This window comes from Mesorhizobium sp. ESP7-2, assembly GCF_020164715.1.
Taxonomy (GTDB): domain Bacteria; phylum Pseudomonadota; class Alphaproteobacteria; order Rhizobiales; family Rhizobiaceae; genus Mesorhizobium.
The window spans coordinates 110,793-127,507 of record NZ_JAIUGQ010000009.1 but is presented as its reverse complement, the minus strand read 5'-3'; the positions used below and the strand labels follow the sequence as shown (position 1 = coordinate 127,507).

Sequence of the window (16,715 nt, the reverse complement as noted above, 5' to 3'; positions counted from 1 at the left end):
GGAGCCCAAGTTGAAGCGCCTGTTCAAGACCTATCTCGAAAAACCGGAACTGGCGGGCCTCATCCTGCTGGTGCTGCTCATCGTCCTGTTCCAGATCCGCTCGCAAGGCGTGTTCCTCAACCAGGATAACCTGCGCGGCATCCTCGGCATCCTGCCGGAGGCCGGCCTCGTCGCCATCGGCGTTACCATCCTGATGATCAGTGGCGAGTTCGACCTGTCCGTCGGCTCGGTCTTCGCGCTGATGCCGATGACGATGGCGGTCCTGATGGTCCATGGCGCGCCGTTTCCGCTCGCGCTGCTGGCCGGGTTGCTGGTCTGCGCGGCTGTCGGCTTCATCAACGGCTACGTCACCATACGCTTCGCCATACCGAGCTTCATCACGACGCTCGGCATGCTGTTCATGGCGCGCTCGCTGACCGTCGTCGTCTCGGGCGGCTTCCCGCCGCTGCTTCCCGCCGACCTGCCGACATGGCTGTTTACCTCCTTCGTTGGCCCGGGCAACATGTTCCGCATGTCGTTCGTCTGGTTTGCCGGCATTGCCCTTTTGACCTCTTTGATGCTGTCGCACACCAATTTCGGCAACTGGATCAAGGCCACAGGCGGCTTCCTGCCCGCGGCCGCTTCGATGGGTATCCCGACCGCCAGGGTCAAGCTCGCCTGCTTCATGCTCTGTTCGATGCTCGCCGGCTTTGCCGGCATGCTGCAGGTGCTGCGGCTGGGCTCGCCCCTGCCCTCGATCGGCGAGGGAATGGAGCTTCAGGCGGTGGCCTCCGCCGTCATCGGCGGCGCTTCGCTCGCCGGCGGCATCGGCACCGTCATGGGCGGCATCATCGGCACCACGCTCATCCGGGTCATCGACAATGGCCTCGTGCTCAGCCATGTCGATGCCAACTGGTTCAAGTTCGCCATCGGCTTCCTGACCATATTCGCCGTCGTCGCCAATGCCTGGATGCGCAAGCGCGCCAAGGCTATCAAGATGGAGGGCTGAACGATGACCGACGCGATCATCTCGGTCCGCAACCTCCACAAATGGTATTCCGGCGTCCATGCCCTGAAGGGCGTGACGCTCGACTTCACACGTGGCGAGGCACTTGGACTGGTCGGCGACAATGGCGCCGGCAAATCCACCCTCATCAACATCCTCTCCGGGGTCCACACGGCGGATCAAGGCGAGATCCAGGTCGAAGGCAGGCCAGTCAGCATCACCAAGCCGCGCGATGCGATGGATCTCGGTATCGAGACGATATACCAGTACAATTCCATGGTTCCGACCATGTCGATCGCCAGGAACCTGTTCATCGGACGCGAACCGATCCGGTTCTCGGTCCTTGGCGTCGGCCTGCTCGACCAGAACAAGATGGCAAGCGAAAGCATTCGCGCCATCGCCAATGTCGACTTGCATCTGCGCTCTCCCGACGCGCTTGTCGGCGAACTTTCCGGCGGACAACGGCAAGGCGTCGCCATCGCGCGTGCCATGCATTTCAAGTCGAAGGTGATGATCCTCGACGAGCCGACCAACCATCTCTCGGTCAAGGAGACGAAGAAGGTGATCGGGTTCGTACGCAGTCTGAAGGAACAGGGCGTCACCGGCGTCTTCATCAGCCACAACATGCATCATGTGTTCGAATGCTGCGACCGTGTGGTGGCGATGGCGCGCGGCGAGGTCGTGCTGGACAAACGGATCGAGGATACCTCGATCGATGAAGTCCACGGCGTTTTGTAAGGAGTGGCGGCAATGAAGGTTCTTGCCGATCGGGTCGTGCTTTTGACCGGCGGCCTTGGCTCCCTCGGCCGGGCCCAGGCCGTCACGCTGGCGCGGGCCGGTGCGCGTGTGCTGGTGCTCGACCGGCCCGATATCGAAGACGGGCCGGAGACCGCGGCGACGCTCGCCGGGCAGGCCGAAGGCGACATTGCCTTCGTCGGCTGCGATCTCAACAAGCTTGCCGGGGCGGAAGAGGTTGTCGCGGCCTTGGCGGCAAAGGAAGGGGGGATCGATATCCTGATCAACAACGCGGCCCTGATCATCAACCGGCCGTTCGAGGAATTCTCGCTGTCCGAATACGAGGATCAGATCAGGGTCAATTCCTCGGCCGCCTTTGCGCTTGTGCGCGCCTGCGCGCCGGGCATGAAGGCGAAGGCGTATGGCAAGATCGTGAACTTCTGCTCGATCACACTCAATGGCCGGTGGGACGGCTATGTACCTTATGTCGCATCGAAAGGCGCGATGCTGGGCCTCACGAAATCGCTGGCACGGGAACTGGGGCCGCATGGCATCACCGTAAACGCAGTGTCGCCGGGTGCCGTCGTTTCCGAAGCAGAAGAACGGGTGTTCGGCGAGCGGCTCAAGGAATACAGTGATTGGATCGTGGCCAACCAGAGCCTGAAGCGCCGCATCGAACCGCATCACGTCGCCGATCTCGTGCTGTTTCTTGTTTCGCCTGCCGCAGACATGATCAGCGGTCAGGACATCCACGTCGACGGTGGCTGGTAGCGTTCCGTCGATGACGAACATCGACACCATCGAACTTGCCGACGAACGCGCCAGGGTGGTTGTCAGCCCTCGCCAGGGCGCGGCGATCCTGCGCTACGATGCGCTTCGCTCCCACGGCGCGTTCACACCTGTGATAAAGCCGTCGGAAGGATTGATGAAATTCGGCTCCCAGTTGCTGGCGCCGTGGTCGAACCGGATTTCCGGCGGCGGCTTCGAATTCGACGAGCGTTTCCATGCGATAGAACCCAACGTCGAGGGCGAGCCGTTCCCGCTTCATGGCGACGCCTTTCAAAAGCCTTGGCATCTGACGCGGCGGACGGGGACCGAGGCGGAGTTCGTTCTGAGCGATGGGGCGATCGGACCCTATCGCTATCATGCGAGCGTGCTCTACGCACTGGAGAACGGCGCGTTGAGCGTTGCTTTGACCATTGAGAACCGGGCCGCGATCCGGCTGCCTTATGGCATTGGCTTCCATCCATGGTTTCCGCGCAACGCGCGCACATCGCTCCAGGCATCGGCCAAGAGCGTCTGGCTCGAGGATGAACGCCACCTGCCGACCAGGATGGCGTCCCTCTCCGACCACCCCGACTGGGATTTCTCGAAACGTGCGTCGCTTCCCGATACCTGGGTAAACAATGCGTTTGAGGGCTGGGATGGACGCGCCTCGATCGTCCAACCCGATGATGCCATAGTCGTCTCGATCGACGCACCGCCGCCGCTCGGCGTCTTCATTCTCTATTCGCCGGCGCGAGACGCCGATTTCTTCTGTTTCGAACCTGTCTCGCATACGGTGGATGCTCATCACATCGGCGGCCTGAGGACACTCGAGCCGAGGGAATCAATGGCTTCGCGGATGCGACTACGCTGGCATGAGCTTTGATTGCCGGAGAAGCGTGTAGCGTTCGGCACGAATTGACTTGAAGAGAGGTCGTCGGAATTTCACAATCCGGATTGTCCCGCCCAACAACGAGAGAACGATGACGAACATGACTAACCTCCCCGGTGACGGTGTCTTTCTCGGCCGCGCCCGATTGCCGGCCGCCTCGCATCCCATGGTGGTCACGGTGCGTGACGGCACTGTCTTCGACATCACGTCGAGCGCGGCGCCTAGCGTGCGTGACGTCTGCGAGTTGGCCGATCCGGCCGGCCATGTGGGCTCGGCCAAGGGCACGCCGATCGGCCAGCTCGATGACATCGCGGCCAACAGTTTCGAAGCCACGCGCGATCCGGCAAAACCCTTTCTGCTGTCTCCGGTCGACCTGCAGGCGATCAAGGCATCCGGCGTCACCTTCGTGGTCAGCCTGCTCGAACGGGTGATCGAGGAACAGGCGCGCGGCTCGGCGGAAAAGGCCGACGCCATCCGCGCCGACATTGCCGGCCTGATCGGCCATGACCTTTCGAAGCTCAAGCCCGGTTCGCCCGAGGCGATGGAGATCAAGGCCAAGTTGATTTCGCGCGGCGCCTGGTCGCAATATCTGGAAGTCGGCATCGGCCCGGATGCCGAGATCTTCACCAAGTGCCAACCGATGGCCTCGGTCGGCTTCGGTGCCGACGTCGGCCTCCATCCGGTGTCGACCTGGAACAATCCGGAGCCGGAGATCGCCATGATCGCCGCCTCGAGCGGCAGGATCGTCGGCGCCACAATCGGCAACGACGTCAATCTGCGCGACGTCGAAGGGCGCTCGGCGCTGCTGCTCGGCAAGGCCAAGGACAACAACGCCTCGGCCTCCCTTGGCCCCTTCATCCGGTTGTTCGACGACACGTTCTCCATCGCCGACGTGAAGCAGGCCGTAGTGCGCCTGAAGGTCGAGGGAGACGATGGATTCTCGCTGGAGGGGGCAAGCTCGATGGCCGAGATCAGCCGCTCGCCGGAAGAGCTGGTTGCCGCGGCCATGGGGCCGCACCACCAGTATCCTGACGGACTGGCGCTCTATCTCGGCACGATGTTCGTGCCGTCGAAGGATCGCGGTGAAAAGGGCAAGGGTTTCACGCACAAGGTCGGCGACATCGTCACCATCTCGTCGGAAAAATTCGGCGCGCTGGTCAACCGCGTGCGGCTGTCGCCCGATTGCCCGCACTGGACCTATGGCGCCAGCCACTTGATGCGCGACCTCGCCAAGGCGGGCCTGCTCTAAGTGGTTCTTCGGGGACTTTCGCCCAAGTGACCGCCCAAACATGATCGACAGTCGGCTCGGCTGAGCCTCGGCGCCAATCATCCGACTGCCCGGAAAAAGTCATCCCAACTGATGCGATCTGATGGGGTCGTTGATGGCGCCGCGTCAGGCGCCAATTACGACTTACAGATGGAGGCTTGCCATCCGCCGAAAAAGGGAATGCTCTTAGGCATCCGAGCGGCGCTGGCAAAAGACGCAATCCGGCCGAAGCCGGAACAAGGGACGGATCATCTTCAACCGGGAGGAAATCAAATGCTGACGAGATTGAGACTTGTGCTCTACGGCCTGCTGATCGCGCTGACGGTCATTCCGGCAGCCGCGCAGGCCAAGACATTCTACTGGATTTCACATGGCGGGCCGGCCGACCCGGTCTGGACCTACTTCCTCGCCGGCGCCAAGCAATGGGCCAAGGACACCGGCAACACCGTCAACACCTCGTTCCACAATGGCGACGTCGCCTCGCAGCAGGAAGCGGTGCGCGCCGCCCTCTCGGCCAAGGCCGACGGCATCGTCACCACCAGCCCCGATCCGGGCAGCCTGGTCGAGATCGTCAAGGAAGCGCGCGCGGCCAACGTCCCGATCATCAACTTCAACACGCCCGATCCCAAGGCCAATTTCAACGCCTATGTCGGCGGCGACAACGTCACCTTCGGCAAGCACTGGGCGCAGTATCTCGTCGACAAGGGCCTGGTGAAGAAGGGCGACTTCGTCTGGATGCCGGTCGAGATTCCCGGCGCCACCTACGGCGTGCAGGAAGAAGAGGGCATCAAGAGCGTCTTCGGCCCGCTCGGCATCACCTATGAAGTGACCGAAGCGACGCTCGACCAGGCCGAGGTGATCAACCGCATGGTCGACTACCTCACCGCCCACAAGGGCAAGGTCAAAGCCATCATCGGCCTGGGCGACCTCGTCACCGGTTCGATCAAGCGCGTGTTCGACCAGGTCGGCGTCAAGCCGGGCGAAATCCCGGTCGTCGGCTGGGGCAACTCGCTCGACACCACCCAGGAAGTGCTGAACGGCTACGTCAATGCCGGCCAGTGGCAGGACCCGCAGGCGACCAGCTATGTGGCGCTGTCGCTCGCCAACATGGCGGCCAGCGGCATTCCTCCGGGCTTCAACGTCATCACCGGCGCGCTCTATGAAAAGGACACCGCGGCGGTCTACGACAAGATCCTGTCCGGCAAATAGTCCGCGATCCCTGGCGCCGCGCATCTCGCACGGCGCCAGATATCTTCCTGTGCCGCGGCTATGTCCACCCGATGCGTGCGGTGGAGGTCGCTGCCCGTTCCAACCATGTCGCGGGTTCCCAGTGGAAAATCATTCGCTCACCCAACGCCTGATCGCGCGGCCGGAATTCGGCCCCTTCGTTCTGCTCATCGTAGAGATCGCCGTTTTCTGGGGTTTCAACCACGACTTCCTGTCACCGCAAAACATCTCCAACACGCTGGCCTTCACCGTCGAGCTCGGCCTGATCGCGCTGGCGATGACGCTGTTGATGACGTCGGGCGAATTCGACCTTTCCGTCGGGTCCCTGTTCGGCTTCTCGCCGGTGCTGATGTGGACGCTGTTCAATGCGGGCGTCACCTCGCTGGAGATGGGCTTCGTCGTCGCGCTGGTGGTTGCCGCCTTGATCGGCCTGGTCAATGGCTGGTTCGTCACGCGGCTCAAGATCCCGTCCTTCCTGGTGACGCTCGGCATGCTCCTGGTGGTGCGCGGCAGTGCGCTTTTCATCACAGACGGGTTTCCGCAGCGCACCTGGAGCGCCGAGGGCAGTTGGCTGGCCGAGGCGCTGGTCGGCGACTTCTTCATCGGGCCGTTCCGCATCTACATGTCGCTGTTCTGGTTCATCGCCGCGGCGATCGCGCTCGGCTATGTCTTGACGCAAAGCCGGACCGGCAACTGGATCCAGGCGGCGGGCGGCAATCCCAACGCGGCGCGCGCACGCGGCGTCAATGTCAACCGCGTCAAGGTCGGCCTGTTCGTCCTGTCGTCGCTCATGGCCTCGCTTGCCGGCGTCATCTCGTCGCTGCGCACATCCGCCGCCAACCCCAACAGCGGCACCGGCTACGAGCTCGAGGTGATCGCCATGGTGGTGATCGGCGGCACGGCGCTGACCGGCGGGCGCGGCACCATCATCGGCACCGTGCTCGGCATCCTGATCCTGCGCGTGATGCGCAACGGCATCGTGCTGATCGGCGTGCCCGGCCTTGCCTACAACATCTTCATCGGCGCGATCATCCTTGGCATGATGGCGTTGCATTCATGGCTGGAACGCCGGCACCAGGCGGGGACTTGAACCATGGCCGAGCCACTGATCCGCATGCAGAACATCCGCAAGTCCTATGGGCGCGTGCAGGCGCTGGTGGACGCCAACTTCCATGTCAACGAGCGTGAGATCGTCGGCCTGCTGGGCGATAATGGCGCCGGCAAATCGACGCTGATCAAGGTTCTCTCCGGCGCGGTGCCGCTGACCAGCGGCGATATCTTCATCCGCGGCAAGAAGGTCACCTTGCGCAGCACCAGCGACGCCATCGCGCTTGGCATCGAGACCATCTACCAGGACTCGGCCCTGGTCACGCAATTGTCGATCGCGCGCAACCTGTTCCTGGGGCGTGAGCCGATCAAGCCGCCGCGTTTCCTCAACCGCATGGACCAGGACGCCATGAACACGGTCGCCCGCGACCTGCTCAAGCAGGTCGGCATCTCCAAGAACATCCCGCCGACGACGCCGATCGGTTCGCTCTCCGGCGGCGAGCGCCAGGCGGTCGCGATCGCGCGCGCCATGCATTTCGACAGCGACCTGATCATTCTCGACGAGCCGACCAACAATCTCGGCGTCGCCGAAACACAAGGGGTGCTGAGCTTCGTGCGCAACGCCCGCGATTCCGGCCACTCCTGCATCTTCATCGCGCACAACATCCACCATGTCTTCCAGGTGGTCGACCGCATCGTCGTCATGCGCAGGGGCAAGGTGGTCGCCGACGACATAGATCCGAAGACGACGACCGTGGCGGAAGTCGAGCGCATCATTACCGGCATGTCGGACAAGGACATCCGCGACGCTCTCGCCGATGGCAAGCCGGGGCACTGAGGGAGCATCGACGCATAGGGTCGCGGCATGAAGGCCACCGTCTCCGACATTGCCAGGAACTGTGGGCTGTCGACCGCAACGGTCGACAGGGTGCTCAACAATCGGCCCGGAGCAAGCGCCGCCAACAGGCAGCGCGTCATGGAGGCCGCCAAGCAGCTCGGCTATCTGCCGGTCGCCGACCAGGTGACGCTTCCCTCGAAGCCCGCAAACCTCGAATTCTTCCTGCCGATCGGCCGCAACGCCTTCATGCAGGACCTGGCAAAGCATATCGAGGACTACGCCTCGCGCCTGCCGCTTGTGGCGTCCTGCCGGATCCACAATCTTGCCGGCATCTCGCCCAATGCGCTGCGGACAGCGGCCGAAAGACTGTCGCTGCGCGCCAACGGCGTCGGCGTCATCGCGGTCGATCACCCCAGGACACGCAACATCCTGCGCGACATGGTCGAGGCCGGCATTCGCCTGGTGACGCTGGTGTCCGATATTCCGGCCGCACCCCGCTCGGCCTATGTCGGGATCGACAACCGCGTGGCGGGACGGACGGCAGCACTCTTGATGGGACGCTTTCTCGGCGGCCGCGAGGGGCAGCTGGCGATGGTCGTCGGCTCGCGCTCCTATCGCGGCCATGAAGAGCGCGAAATGGGCTTCCGCTCCGTCCTTGGCGAGGACTTTCCCACCCTTACCGTCAGCAGCGCCGTCGAGATCAACGACGAGCCGGACGCGAGCTATGCCGAGACCATGAAGGCGCTGCACAACGAACCGGAACTGCTCGGCATCTATTGCGTCGGCGCCGGGCGCTCCGGAATTGCCAAAGCAATCCGGGAAGCCAGGCCCAACCGCAAGCCGGTGTTCATCTGCCACGACCTGACAAGGGAAACACGCGGCTATCTCGTCGACGACCTCGCCGACGTCGTCATCGATCAGAACGCCAGGCTGATCGCGGAGCAGTCGGTCATCCAACTGCTCGGCTCGATCGCATCATCGGCGCCTTATCTCACGCGCAAATTCATCGAGCCGCGACTGATTTTCAGGGAAAACGTGCCGGTGCAGTGAGGTCGCACTTCCTGAATTCACGCAGCGTTACGGCGAATCTGCACAGCAGCTATGCACAATTCATTGTTGCCGAATCATTGGGCAATTCGTAGTTTCTGGTTGTCGGCCATCTACTCCTCCCAGATGCGATGCCGACGCTGAATGGGGTGCATCTCCTCCCGCACCACATTCGAAATCGAGCCCGCTGCCACCTCCTCCCGGCAGCGGGCTTTTTTCGTTCAGTCAACGGGAATGCTGCAGCAGGCATCACCTCGGTCATGCGACCGGCAAAATCACCGACAGCCACGGCAAAACTTTAACCGGCGGCAGTGCCCCGGAAGGAAACGATCAGCCCTTCCGCCATGCGCACGAACTGCGTGCTGGGGCCCTCGGCACCAACCGTCTGCACGCTGACGCGCGCGCCTTCAAACAGCAGCGACAGCGTATCGGCGAGAAGTTCGGCCTGGCCGATGCCGGCATCCCGGCAGAGCCCGACCAGGCGTTCGCGCTGGGCTTCCTTGAGTTCCTTGATCACGCGCCTTGCCGGATGATCGGGTTCGGTCAGTTCGGCGGCGGCGTTGGCCATGTCGCAGCCGCGGCCGTCGGTGTTGAGCATGGCGGCGGCCTTGTGAACCCAGGCGTGAAGCTGGGCGAGTTTGTCGCCCGGATGCTCGGCCTCGAACGTTTCCCACATCGCGCCAGCCTTCAACGCGTTGGCGCGCAGGCATTCGACGATCAGTTCGTCCTTGGACTCGAAGTGACGATAGAGCGTCATCTTGTTCGTGCCGGCAGCCTCGGTGATGGCGTCGACGCCGACGCCCTTGATGCCGTGCTTGTGGAACATGTCACGCGCCGTCTCCAGAATCCGATCCCGGGGACGAGAGCGCTCCACGACGCCGTCTGTCATCATGATCTCCTTTCGTTTCCAAAAAACCCTCGGCCACCTCTTGACTAGGGTGTTACCGGTCTGTAACTTCCAGAATGTTACTTACTGGTAACACCTATAACGTCCGTCGTCAATAACAAGGTCGTGAACTGGTCCTACCAGATCGAGATGGACGAAAAGACTGCCAATCATGCGGCTTCGGCCGGTGAAGAGATGAAAAACGATTCGCGAGCATGGGCTGCGAATCGACAGACAAGGAGCCGGCCAATGCCACAGCGCCGCGATCTTACCATAGATGAGGCCGTCCGGGATCCGATGATCCGGCTGGTCATGAAAGCAGACGGGGTAGACCCCCGCGCCTTCGAGAACATGTTGCGCTCGCTCGCCGATGGGCAGCATCGCGAGGTGCCGTTGCTGCGTTCACGGGAAGGGTCCCGTGAACGGCACGGCCAGTTGTCCAAGGTCGCCAGCGCCTTCGGGCGGGCAAGAGCGGCTGGAGAGGCGTGCGTGTCGTGGTAAACTTCTTCATCCATCGTCCGATCTTCGCCTCGGCCATCGCCATCATCATGGTGCTCGCCGGAACGATTTGTTATTTCCTGCTGCCCGTTTCGCAGTTTCCCGACATCACACCACCGCAAGTCGTGGTCAGCGCCCACTATCCGGGCGCCAGCGCGCAGGTGGTGGCAGACACGGTGACGACGCCGCTGGAGCAGCAGATCAACGGCGTGCAAGGCATGACCTACATGTCGTCGACGAGCTCCAATGACGGCTCGTCGACCATCACCATCACCTTCGATGTCGGCTATTCGCTCAGCACCGCCGCCGTCGACGTGCAGAACCGCGTCTCGCAGGCGGCCTCGTCGCTGCCGGCGATCGTCAACCAGGGCGGCGTGACGATCAAGAAGCAGAACCCGAACTTCGTCCTCATCGTCAACCTGACCTCGCCCGACCATTCCGTCGATCCGGTGGCGCTCTCCAACCTTGCCTATCTGCAGGTGGTGGATCCGCTGAAGCGGCTGCCTGGTGTCGGCGACGTGCAGATCTTCGGCGAACGGCGCTATTCGATGCGTGTCTGGCTCGACCCGGACAAGCTCGCCAATCTCGGCATCACCGCCGTCGACGTCCAGAACGCCATCGCTGAACAAAACGTCCAGGTGGCGGCCGGCAAGATCGGCCAATCGCCGGCGCCCGCCGGCACCGCCTTCGAGATGCAGGTCAACGCCGTCGGCCGGTTGAGCGACCCCAAGGAATTCGGCGACATCGTCGTGCGTGCCAACACCGATACGGGTTCGCTGGTGCGGCTGCGCGACGTTGCTCGTATCGAGCTCGGCGCCCTGCAATATTCGTCGTCGGCCTTCTTCGGCAAGGACCCGACCGTGGTGCTCGCCGTCTATCAGATGCCCGGTTCCAACGCGCTCGATCTGCAGCAGCGCGTCAAGGACAAGATGCAGGAACTGTCGGCCCGTTTCCCCAAGGGCGTCGACTATGCGATGCACTACGACACGACGCGCTTCGTCTCGGCCTCGATGCATGACGTGCTGATCACGCTCGGCGAAGCCCTGGTGCTCGTCGTGGCGGTGGTGTTCATCTTCCTGCAGAGCTGGCGCACGACCATCATTCCGACCATCGCCATTCCGGTGTCGCTGGTGGCGACACTTGTCATCATGGAGATGATGGGTTTCTCGCTCAACATGCTCTCGCTGCTCGGCATGGTGCTGGCCATCGGCCTTGTCGTCGACGACGCCATCGTCGTGGTCGAGAATGTCGAGCGACAGCTCGAGGCCGGACTGAAACCACTGGCGGCGACAAAAGCCGCCATGGCCGAGGTGACAGGCCCCATCATTGCGACCACGGCGGTGCTGATGGCCGTGTTCGTGCCGGTTGCCTTCATTCCCGGCGTCTCAGGCAAGCTCTATAACCAGTTCGCACTGACGGTGGCGATTTCCGTCGGCATCTCCGCCTTCAACTCGCTGACGCTCAGCCCGGCGCTCAGTGCTGCCTTCCTGCGCCATCGCGGCGAGACGCAATTCTTCCTGTTCCGTTGGTTCAACACAGGCTTCGACAGACTGTCGCATGCCTACGCCAATGGCGTGCGCATCCTTATCCGGCTGCGCTGGATCATGCTCGGCCTGTTCGCGGCCGGCCTCGTCGCCACCTACTTCGTCTGGCAGAAGCTGCCCTCGACCTTCCTCCCGGTCGAGGACCAGGGCTATTTCTTCGTCGTCATCCAGCTGCCCGACGGCGCTTCGCTGGAGCGCACCGATGCGGTGGCACAGAAGGCGCGCGACATCCTGCAGGCCACGCCCGGCGTCGACATCGTCGGTTCGATCAGCGGCCTGAACTTCCTGACCAGCGCAGCGCAGTCGAACTCGGCGGTCGAGTTCGCCATCCTCAAGCCGTGGGAGGAGCGTGGCCCCGACCAGAGTGCCTCCAAGCTCGTCGCCGACGTGCGCGGCAAGCTGATGCAGATTCCGGAGGCCTTCGCGCTCTCGTTCGATCCGCCCTCCATCCCTGGCATCGGCACCACGGGCGGCTTCGAATTCGTCGTCGAGGACCTCACCGGCCGCGGCAGCACGGCCCTCAACGATGCCACGCAAGCGGTGATCGCCGAGGCGCGCAAGCAGCCGGAAATCAATCCGCAGCAGCTGTTCTCGCCTTTCTCGACCTCGACGCCGCAGTTCAACTACGATCTCGACCGCGCCAAGGCGAAGCTGCTCGGCCTCAACCTGCCCGACGTCTTCAACACGCTGCAGATCTATCTCGGCTCGCTCTACGTGAACGACTTCAACCTGTTCGGCCGCACCTTCCGGGTGACCATCCAGGCCGACAAGGATTCACGTGCGGGTGCGGCTGATATTTCACGGCTTTATGTGCGCAATGCTTCCGGTGGCATGGTGCCGCTCAGCACGCTGGGCAAGCTGGTGCCGTTCGTCGGCCCGGAAACCGTGCCGCATTACAACAACAACGCCTCGGCCACCATCAATGGCGGCGCTGCTCCCGGTTATTCGTCGGGCCAGGCAGTCGCCGCCATGGAACGGGCCGCGGCGACAGCACTGCCCAGGGATTTCGGCTTCGAATGGACCGGCATCACCTTCCAGGAGCTCAAGGCAGGATCGATCGCGTCGGTGGTCTTTGCGCTGGCCATCGTCTTCGTCTTCCTGATCCTGGCAGCGCAGTACGAGAGCTGGGCGATGCCGTTCATGGTGCTGCTGGCGGTGCCGCTCGCCCTGTTCGGCGCGTTCGCCGCACTTTGGGCGCGCGGCATGCAGATCGACGTCTATTCGCAGATCGGCTTCGTCATGCTGATCGGCCTGGCGGCCAAGAACGCGATCCTGATCGTCGAGTTCGCAAGACGGCGGCGCGAGGAAGGCCTCAGCATCATCGAGGCGTCGATGGAGGCCGCGCGGCTGAGACTACGGCCGATCCTGATGACCGCGTTTGCCTTCATCCTCGGCGTGGTGCCACTGATGATCGCCACCGGCGCGGGTGCCGCAAGCCGTCAATCGATCGGCACCACCGTGTTCGGCGGCATGGTCGCGGCGACCATCCTGTCGCTGGTGTTCGTGCCGGTCTTCTACGCGGTCATCGAGCAGCTGCGCGAACGGCGCGGCGGCGACGAGCCCGCCTCTCAACACACTGAACCAACGGCCAAACCCGCCTTCCCTCCCCTGGCGGAAGCGGCTGAATAAGATTGGAGACTCACTATGCGTAAATGGAAAATCGCGTTGGGAACGGCAGTCGCGCTGGGTGCGATCTCGGTGGCCAGCGTCCACCTGCTGGACATGGGCAATCTCAGCCTGAATGCCGGCACGGCCGGGGCGGCGCCCGCTCCAGCGGCGTTCGTCATGCCGGTGCCGGTGGCGAGCGTGGTCAAGAAGACGATCCCGATCTATCTCGACTATGCCGCGCGGACCGAGCCGATCCGCAGCATCACGCTGCAGGCGCGCGTCCCCGGCTACCTGCAGGAACAGACGGCGCAAGACGGCGCCGATGTGCGGCAGGGCGACCTGCTCTACAAGATTTCGCCTGATGATTTTCGGGCCGCGCTCGACCAGGCGAAGGCACAGGTTCAACGCGATACGGCGACCCTCGATTATGCGCGTTCCAATCTCGGCCGCGGCACCGAGCTCGCCAAGAGCGGTTACCTGGACAAGGACAGCTTCGACCAGCGCACCAGCACCTTGCGCGAGGCGCAGGCGTCGCTGGCGCTCAACCAGGCTGCCGTGCGCACTGCCGAGCTCAATCTGAGCTATGCTGAAATCCACGCGCCGTTCGCCGGACGCCTGGGCCGCAACCAGGCTTCCGTGGGAACGCTGGTCAGCGTTGCCGGCACCGTGCTCAACACGCTGGTGCAGCTCGATCCGATCTACGTCACCTTCAATCCGAGCGAGACGGATCTGGCGCAGATCGAGGAAGCGCGCGCTGCCGGCCCGATCGAGGTCGAGGTCCTGCTTCCGGGCGAGACCGAAGCCCACCAGAAGGGCGAGCTCACCTTTATCGACAACACGATCGATCACTCGACCGGCACGATTACCGCACGCGCCACCATCGGCAACGCCAAGTTCACACTCTTGCCTGGCCAGTATGTTCGCGTGCGGCTGCACGTCAAACAACAGCCCGATGCGCTGATGGTACCGCAGGTCGCACTGGGATCAAGCCAGCTCGGCAAATATCTCTACGTTGTCGGCAAGGGCAATACGGTCGACCAGCGTCTGGTTTCGCTGGGGCCGACCAGCGGCGACATGGTCGCCATCCTCAGCGGCGTCGCCGAAGGCGACCAGGTGATCACAGGCAATCTGCAGAAGATCGGCCCCGGAATGCCGATTTCGCCTCTCCCACAGAAACCGGCTACCTGACTCCCCCGCAGGCCCGGTTTCCGCGCGGCGCCCTCGACCTTTTCTCAGGCCGAGGGCGCCGTTTTCACGAGCAAGCCGACCGGAGCGGCGACGTCTGCGCGGCCGGCCGTCGGAAACTGAGAAATCAGACCACGACCTCTTGTTAGATTGTCGACAATCTGATTGTCTTGCCATCTGTTCTCGCTGGAGTGGGCCGGATGGTGAAGACGGAGTTCGGTCCGATTGCCGACACGACACGCCGTGCCGAAATCGTGGCACTGCTGCGGCGCGCGATCCTGACCGGTCAGCTTGAGCCCGGCCAGAAGCTCAACGAGCTCAGGATTTCCGAACAGATGCGGGTCAGCCGCGCGCCGCTGCGCGAAGCGATGCGCGAGTTGGCGCAGGAAGGCATCCTGACGAGCGTCCCCTATGCTGGCACCTTCGTCATCAATGTCACCGCCAAGGACATCGACGACGCCTATTCGCTCAACAAGGTGCTGGACGAGTTCGCCATCGAGCGGATGTGGAAGCAGCGCGACCAGCGTTTCTTCGACGAACTCGACCGGCGCCACGAGGCGGTGAAGCAGGCGACGCGCGACCGCGACACCACAAGGCAGATCGAAACCGCGCTGCAACTGCATGGTCTGATCCATGAATGGGCCGACAATTCGGTGCTCCTGGAAACCTGGCAAAGGCTGACGAGCCGGCTGCAGATGTATTTCGCCCTGCATCAGCGCGCCCGCAACGAGCCGGTGCCTGCAGAGGACCTGCACGAGACCTATGTGGCGCTGCTCAAGGGCTCGGACATTCGCGCCGCCCAGCGCCATGCGCGCGAGCATATCGACCTCGATTTCGAAGAGCTTCTCGCCTATGCGCGCAGCCTTGAAAAGCGCGCGTCGAAGAACTGACACCCTTGCGGACAACGGACAGCAAAGTGAAGATCGAAACCATCAAAGCCTATCGCGTCGTGCAGCCCTTCGTGGACGGCCCCTACCGCATGTCCAAGGGGCGGGTCGCCGACTGCTTCGACGCGGTGATCGTCGCCATCACCTCGGACAGCGGCGTGACCGGCTGGGGCGAGATGGCGCCGCTCGGCAATTTCTACTCGGCCGCGTTCCCGGCCGGCACAAGGGCCGGCGTGCCGGAGATCGCACCGCATCTCATCGGCCAGGACCCGTGTGGGCTGGCCAGCATCGGCCGGCTGATGGACACCGTGTTCAAGGGCCACCCCTACATCAAGTCCGCGCTGGACATGGCGTGCTGGGATCTCGCCGCCCGCGCGGCCGGCGTGCCGCTGGTGACGCTGCTCGGCGGCAAGGAAAGCGACACGGCCGAACTCTATAAGGTCGTCACCCATGGCACGGTCGATCAAATGGCCGCACTTGCCGGGCGCATCGTCAAGGACGGCTTTCACCGGCTGCAGGTCAAGGTCGGCGGCAATGTCCATGACGATATCGAACGCGTCACCGCGGTCGCCGCCTCGGTGCCGAAAGGCACTGTCATTTTCTGCGACGCCAATGCCGGCTGGACGCCGTACCAGGCGCGCCGGTTCGCCGATGCGACGCGGGCGATCGACTATACGTTCGAGCAGCCCTGCACGACGATCGACGAGAACATGTCGGTGCGCCGCATGCTCGACAAGCCGATGGTGCTCGACGAATCCGTCACCTCGCTCGAGGCGATGCTGGAAATCCACCGCAGGGGCGCGGCCGACGGGCTGACGCTGAAGATCTCGCGGCTGGGCGGCGTGACGCAGACGCGGCTGATCCGCGACGTCGCCGTCGATCTCGGCTTCATGATCACGGTGGAAGACACCGGCGGCGCCGAGATCGACACATCAGCCATGGCGCATCTGTCGCTGTCGACGCCAGAGGAGCGCCGGCTGCACGCCATCGCCTTCCATGAATGGGTCACGGTGCGCACCGCGTCGAATGCGCCGCCGGTCACCGGCAGCCGCATGGGCATTCCAGACGGCCCGGGCCTCGGCATCGATGTGGATCCAGGCATGCTGGGCAAGCCCTTCTTCGAGATCGGCCGCTGACGATCCGCAGCACCAAGGCAACGCCGCCGACGCCGGCGGCCGCCGCCATCATCAATGATGTTCTCGCCCAACGGCTGGTCGGCCGCGACGCCTTCGACATTGCCGGCGCCGAACATATGTGCCTGCCCTTCTGGACCGGCGTGCAGTCGATCAATGACCGCACCCGCT

At 63.4% G+C, this 16,715-nt stretch carries 15 protein-coding genes; 14 read left to right on the top strand and 1 reads right to left on the bottom strand.

Annotation, left to right across the window (positions count from 1 at the left end; translation table 11 throughout):
- The first annotated feature begins 10 nt into the window (after nucleotides 1-10).
- The 9 genes from LB543_RS11645 to LB543_RS11605 all read left to right on the top strand — a co-directional run bounded on the left by LB543_RS11645 (nucleotide 11) and on the right by LB543_RS11605 (nucleotide 8,806).
- A complete protein-coding gene (locus LB543_RS11645; RefSeq protein ID WP_224614193.1) occupies nucleotides 11-988 on the top strand; it encodes an ABC transporter permease in 978 nt (325 codons plus the stop codon).
- A 3-nt stretch (nucleotides 989-991) separates the two neighbouring features.
- On the top strand, nucleotides 992-1,723 hold the full coding sequence (locus LB543_RS11640; RefSeq protein ID WP_140811727.1) for an ATP-binding cassette domain-containing protein: 732 nt from the start codon (nucleotides 992-994) through the stop codon (nucleotides 1,721-1,723).
- A gap of 12 nt (nucleotides 1,724-1,735) precedes the next feature.
- Nucleotides 1,736-2,491 carry an SDR family oxidoreductase gene (locus LB543_RS11635; protein WP_224614192.1) on the top strand — a complete coding sequence of 252 codons (756 nt, stop codon included), beginning with the start codon at nucleotides 1,736-1,738 and terminating at the stop codon, nucleotides 2,489-2,491.
- A 10-nt stretch (nucleotides 2,492-2,501) separates the two neighbouring features.
- Entirely contained in the window at nucleotides 2,502-3,371 is an 870-nt protein-coding gene (locus tag LB543_RS11630) for an aldose 1-epimerase (RefSeq protein ID WP_224614191.1), read from the top strand.
- A gap of 97 nt (nucleotides 3,372-3,468) precedes the next feature.
- Nucleotides 3,469-4,626 carry a fumarylacetoacetate hydrolase family protein gene (locus LB543_RS11625; protein ID WP_224614190.1) on the top strand — a complete coding sequence of 386 codons (1,158 nt, stop codon included), beginning with the start codon at nucleotides 3,469-3,471 and terminating at the stop codon, nucleotides 4,624-4,626.
- Between the two features lie 291 nt (nucleotides 4,627-4,917).
- Entirely contained in the window at nucleotides 4,918-5,853 is a 936-nt protein-coding gene (locus LB543_RS11620) for a substrate-binding domain-containing protein (protein ID WP_023794606.1), read from the top strand.
- A 121-nt stretch (nucleotides 5,854-5,974) separates the two neighbouring features.
- Complete coding sequence (locus LB543_RS11615; protein ID WP_224614189.1) at nucleotides 5,975-6,961, top strand: ABC transporter permease; 987 nt, start codon at nucleotides 5,975-5,977, stop codon at nucleotides 6,959-6,961.
- Nucleotides 6,962-6,964: 3 nt separating this feature from the next.
- Nucleotides 6,965-7,756, top strand: coding sequence for an ATP-binding cassette domain-containing protein (locus LB543_RS11610; protein ID WP_224614188.1), 792 nt, complete (start codon nucleotides 6,965-6,967; stop codon nucleotides 7,754-7,756).
- Between the two features lie 27 nt (nucleotides 7,757-7,783).
- Nucleotides 7,784-8,806, top strand: coding sequence for a LacI family DNA-binding transcriptional regulator (locus tag LB543_RS11605; RefSeq protein ID WP_224614187.1), 1,023 nt, complete (start codon nucleotides 7,784-7,786; stop codon nucleotides 8,804-8,806).
- Nucleotides 8,807-9,101: 295 nt separating this feature from the next.
- On the opposite strand, the gene LB543_RS11600 is transcribed toward LB543_RS11605, so the two are convergent.
- Nucleotides 9,102-9,692: a TetR/AcrR family transcriptional regulator gene (locus LB543_RS11600; protein ID WP_224589679.1), complete on the bottom strand. Its 591-nt coding sequence runs from the start codon at nucleotides 9,690-9,692 to the stop codon at nucleotides 9,102-9,104.
- A gap of 123 nt (nucleotides 9,693-9,815) precedes the next feature.
- Between LB543_RS11600 and LB543_RS11595 the strand changes: the two genes are divergently transcribed.
- The 5 genes from LB543_RS11595 (at nucleotide 9,816) to LB543_RS11575 (ending at nucleotide 16,547) form a co-directional block, all read left to right on the top strand.
- Nucleotides 9,816-10,190 (top strand): hypothetical protein, encoded by a 375-nt coding sequence (locus LB543_RS11595; RefSeq protein ID WP_224614186.1) that lies wholly within the window; start codon nucleotides 9,816-9,818, stop codon nucleotides 10,188-10,190.
- Entirely contained in the window at nucleotides 10,184-13,360 is a 3,177-nt protein-coding gene (locus tag LB543_RS11590) for an efflux RND transporter permease subunit (RefSeq protein ID WP_224590065.1), read from the top strand. The genes LB543_RS11595 and LB543_RS11590 overlap by 7 nt, the downstream gene beginning before the upstream one ends.
- Nucleotides 13,361-13,375: 15 nt before the next feature.
- Nucleotides 13,376-14,527, top strand: a complete 1,152-nt coding sequence (locus tag LB543_RS11585; protein ID WP_140811734.1) for an efflux RND transporter periplasmic adaptor subunit — start codon at nucleotides 13,376-13,378, stop codon at nucleotides 14,525-14,527.
- Between the two features lie 197 nt (nucleotides 14,528-14,724).
- Complete coding sequence (locus tag LB543_RS11580; protein WP_224614185.1) at nucleotides 14,725-15,414, top strand: GntR family transcriptional regulator; 690 nt, start codon at nucleotides 14,725-14,727, stop codon at nucleotides 15,412-15,414.
- A gap of 26 nt (nucleotides 15,415-15,440) precedes the next feature.
- Nucleotides 15,441-16,547 carry a mandelate racemase/muconate lactonizing enzyme family protein gene (locus LB543_RS11575; RefSeq protein WP_224614184.1) on the top strand — a complete coding sequence of 369 codons (1,107 nt, stop codon included), beginning with the start codon at nucleotides 15,441-15,443 and terminating at the stop codon, nucleotides 16,545-16,547.
- Nucleotides 16,548-16,715: the final 168 nt, after the last annotated feature.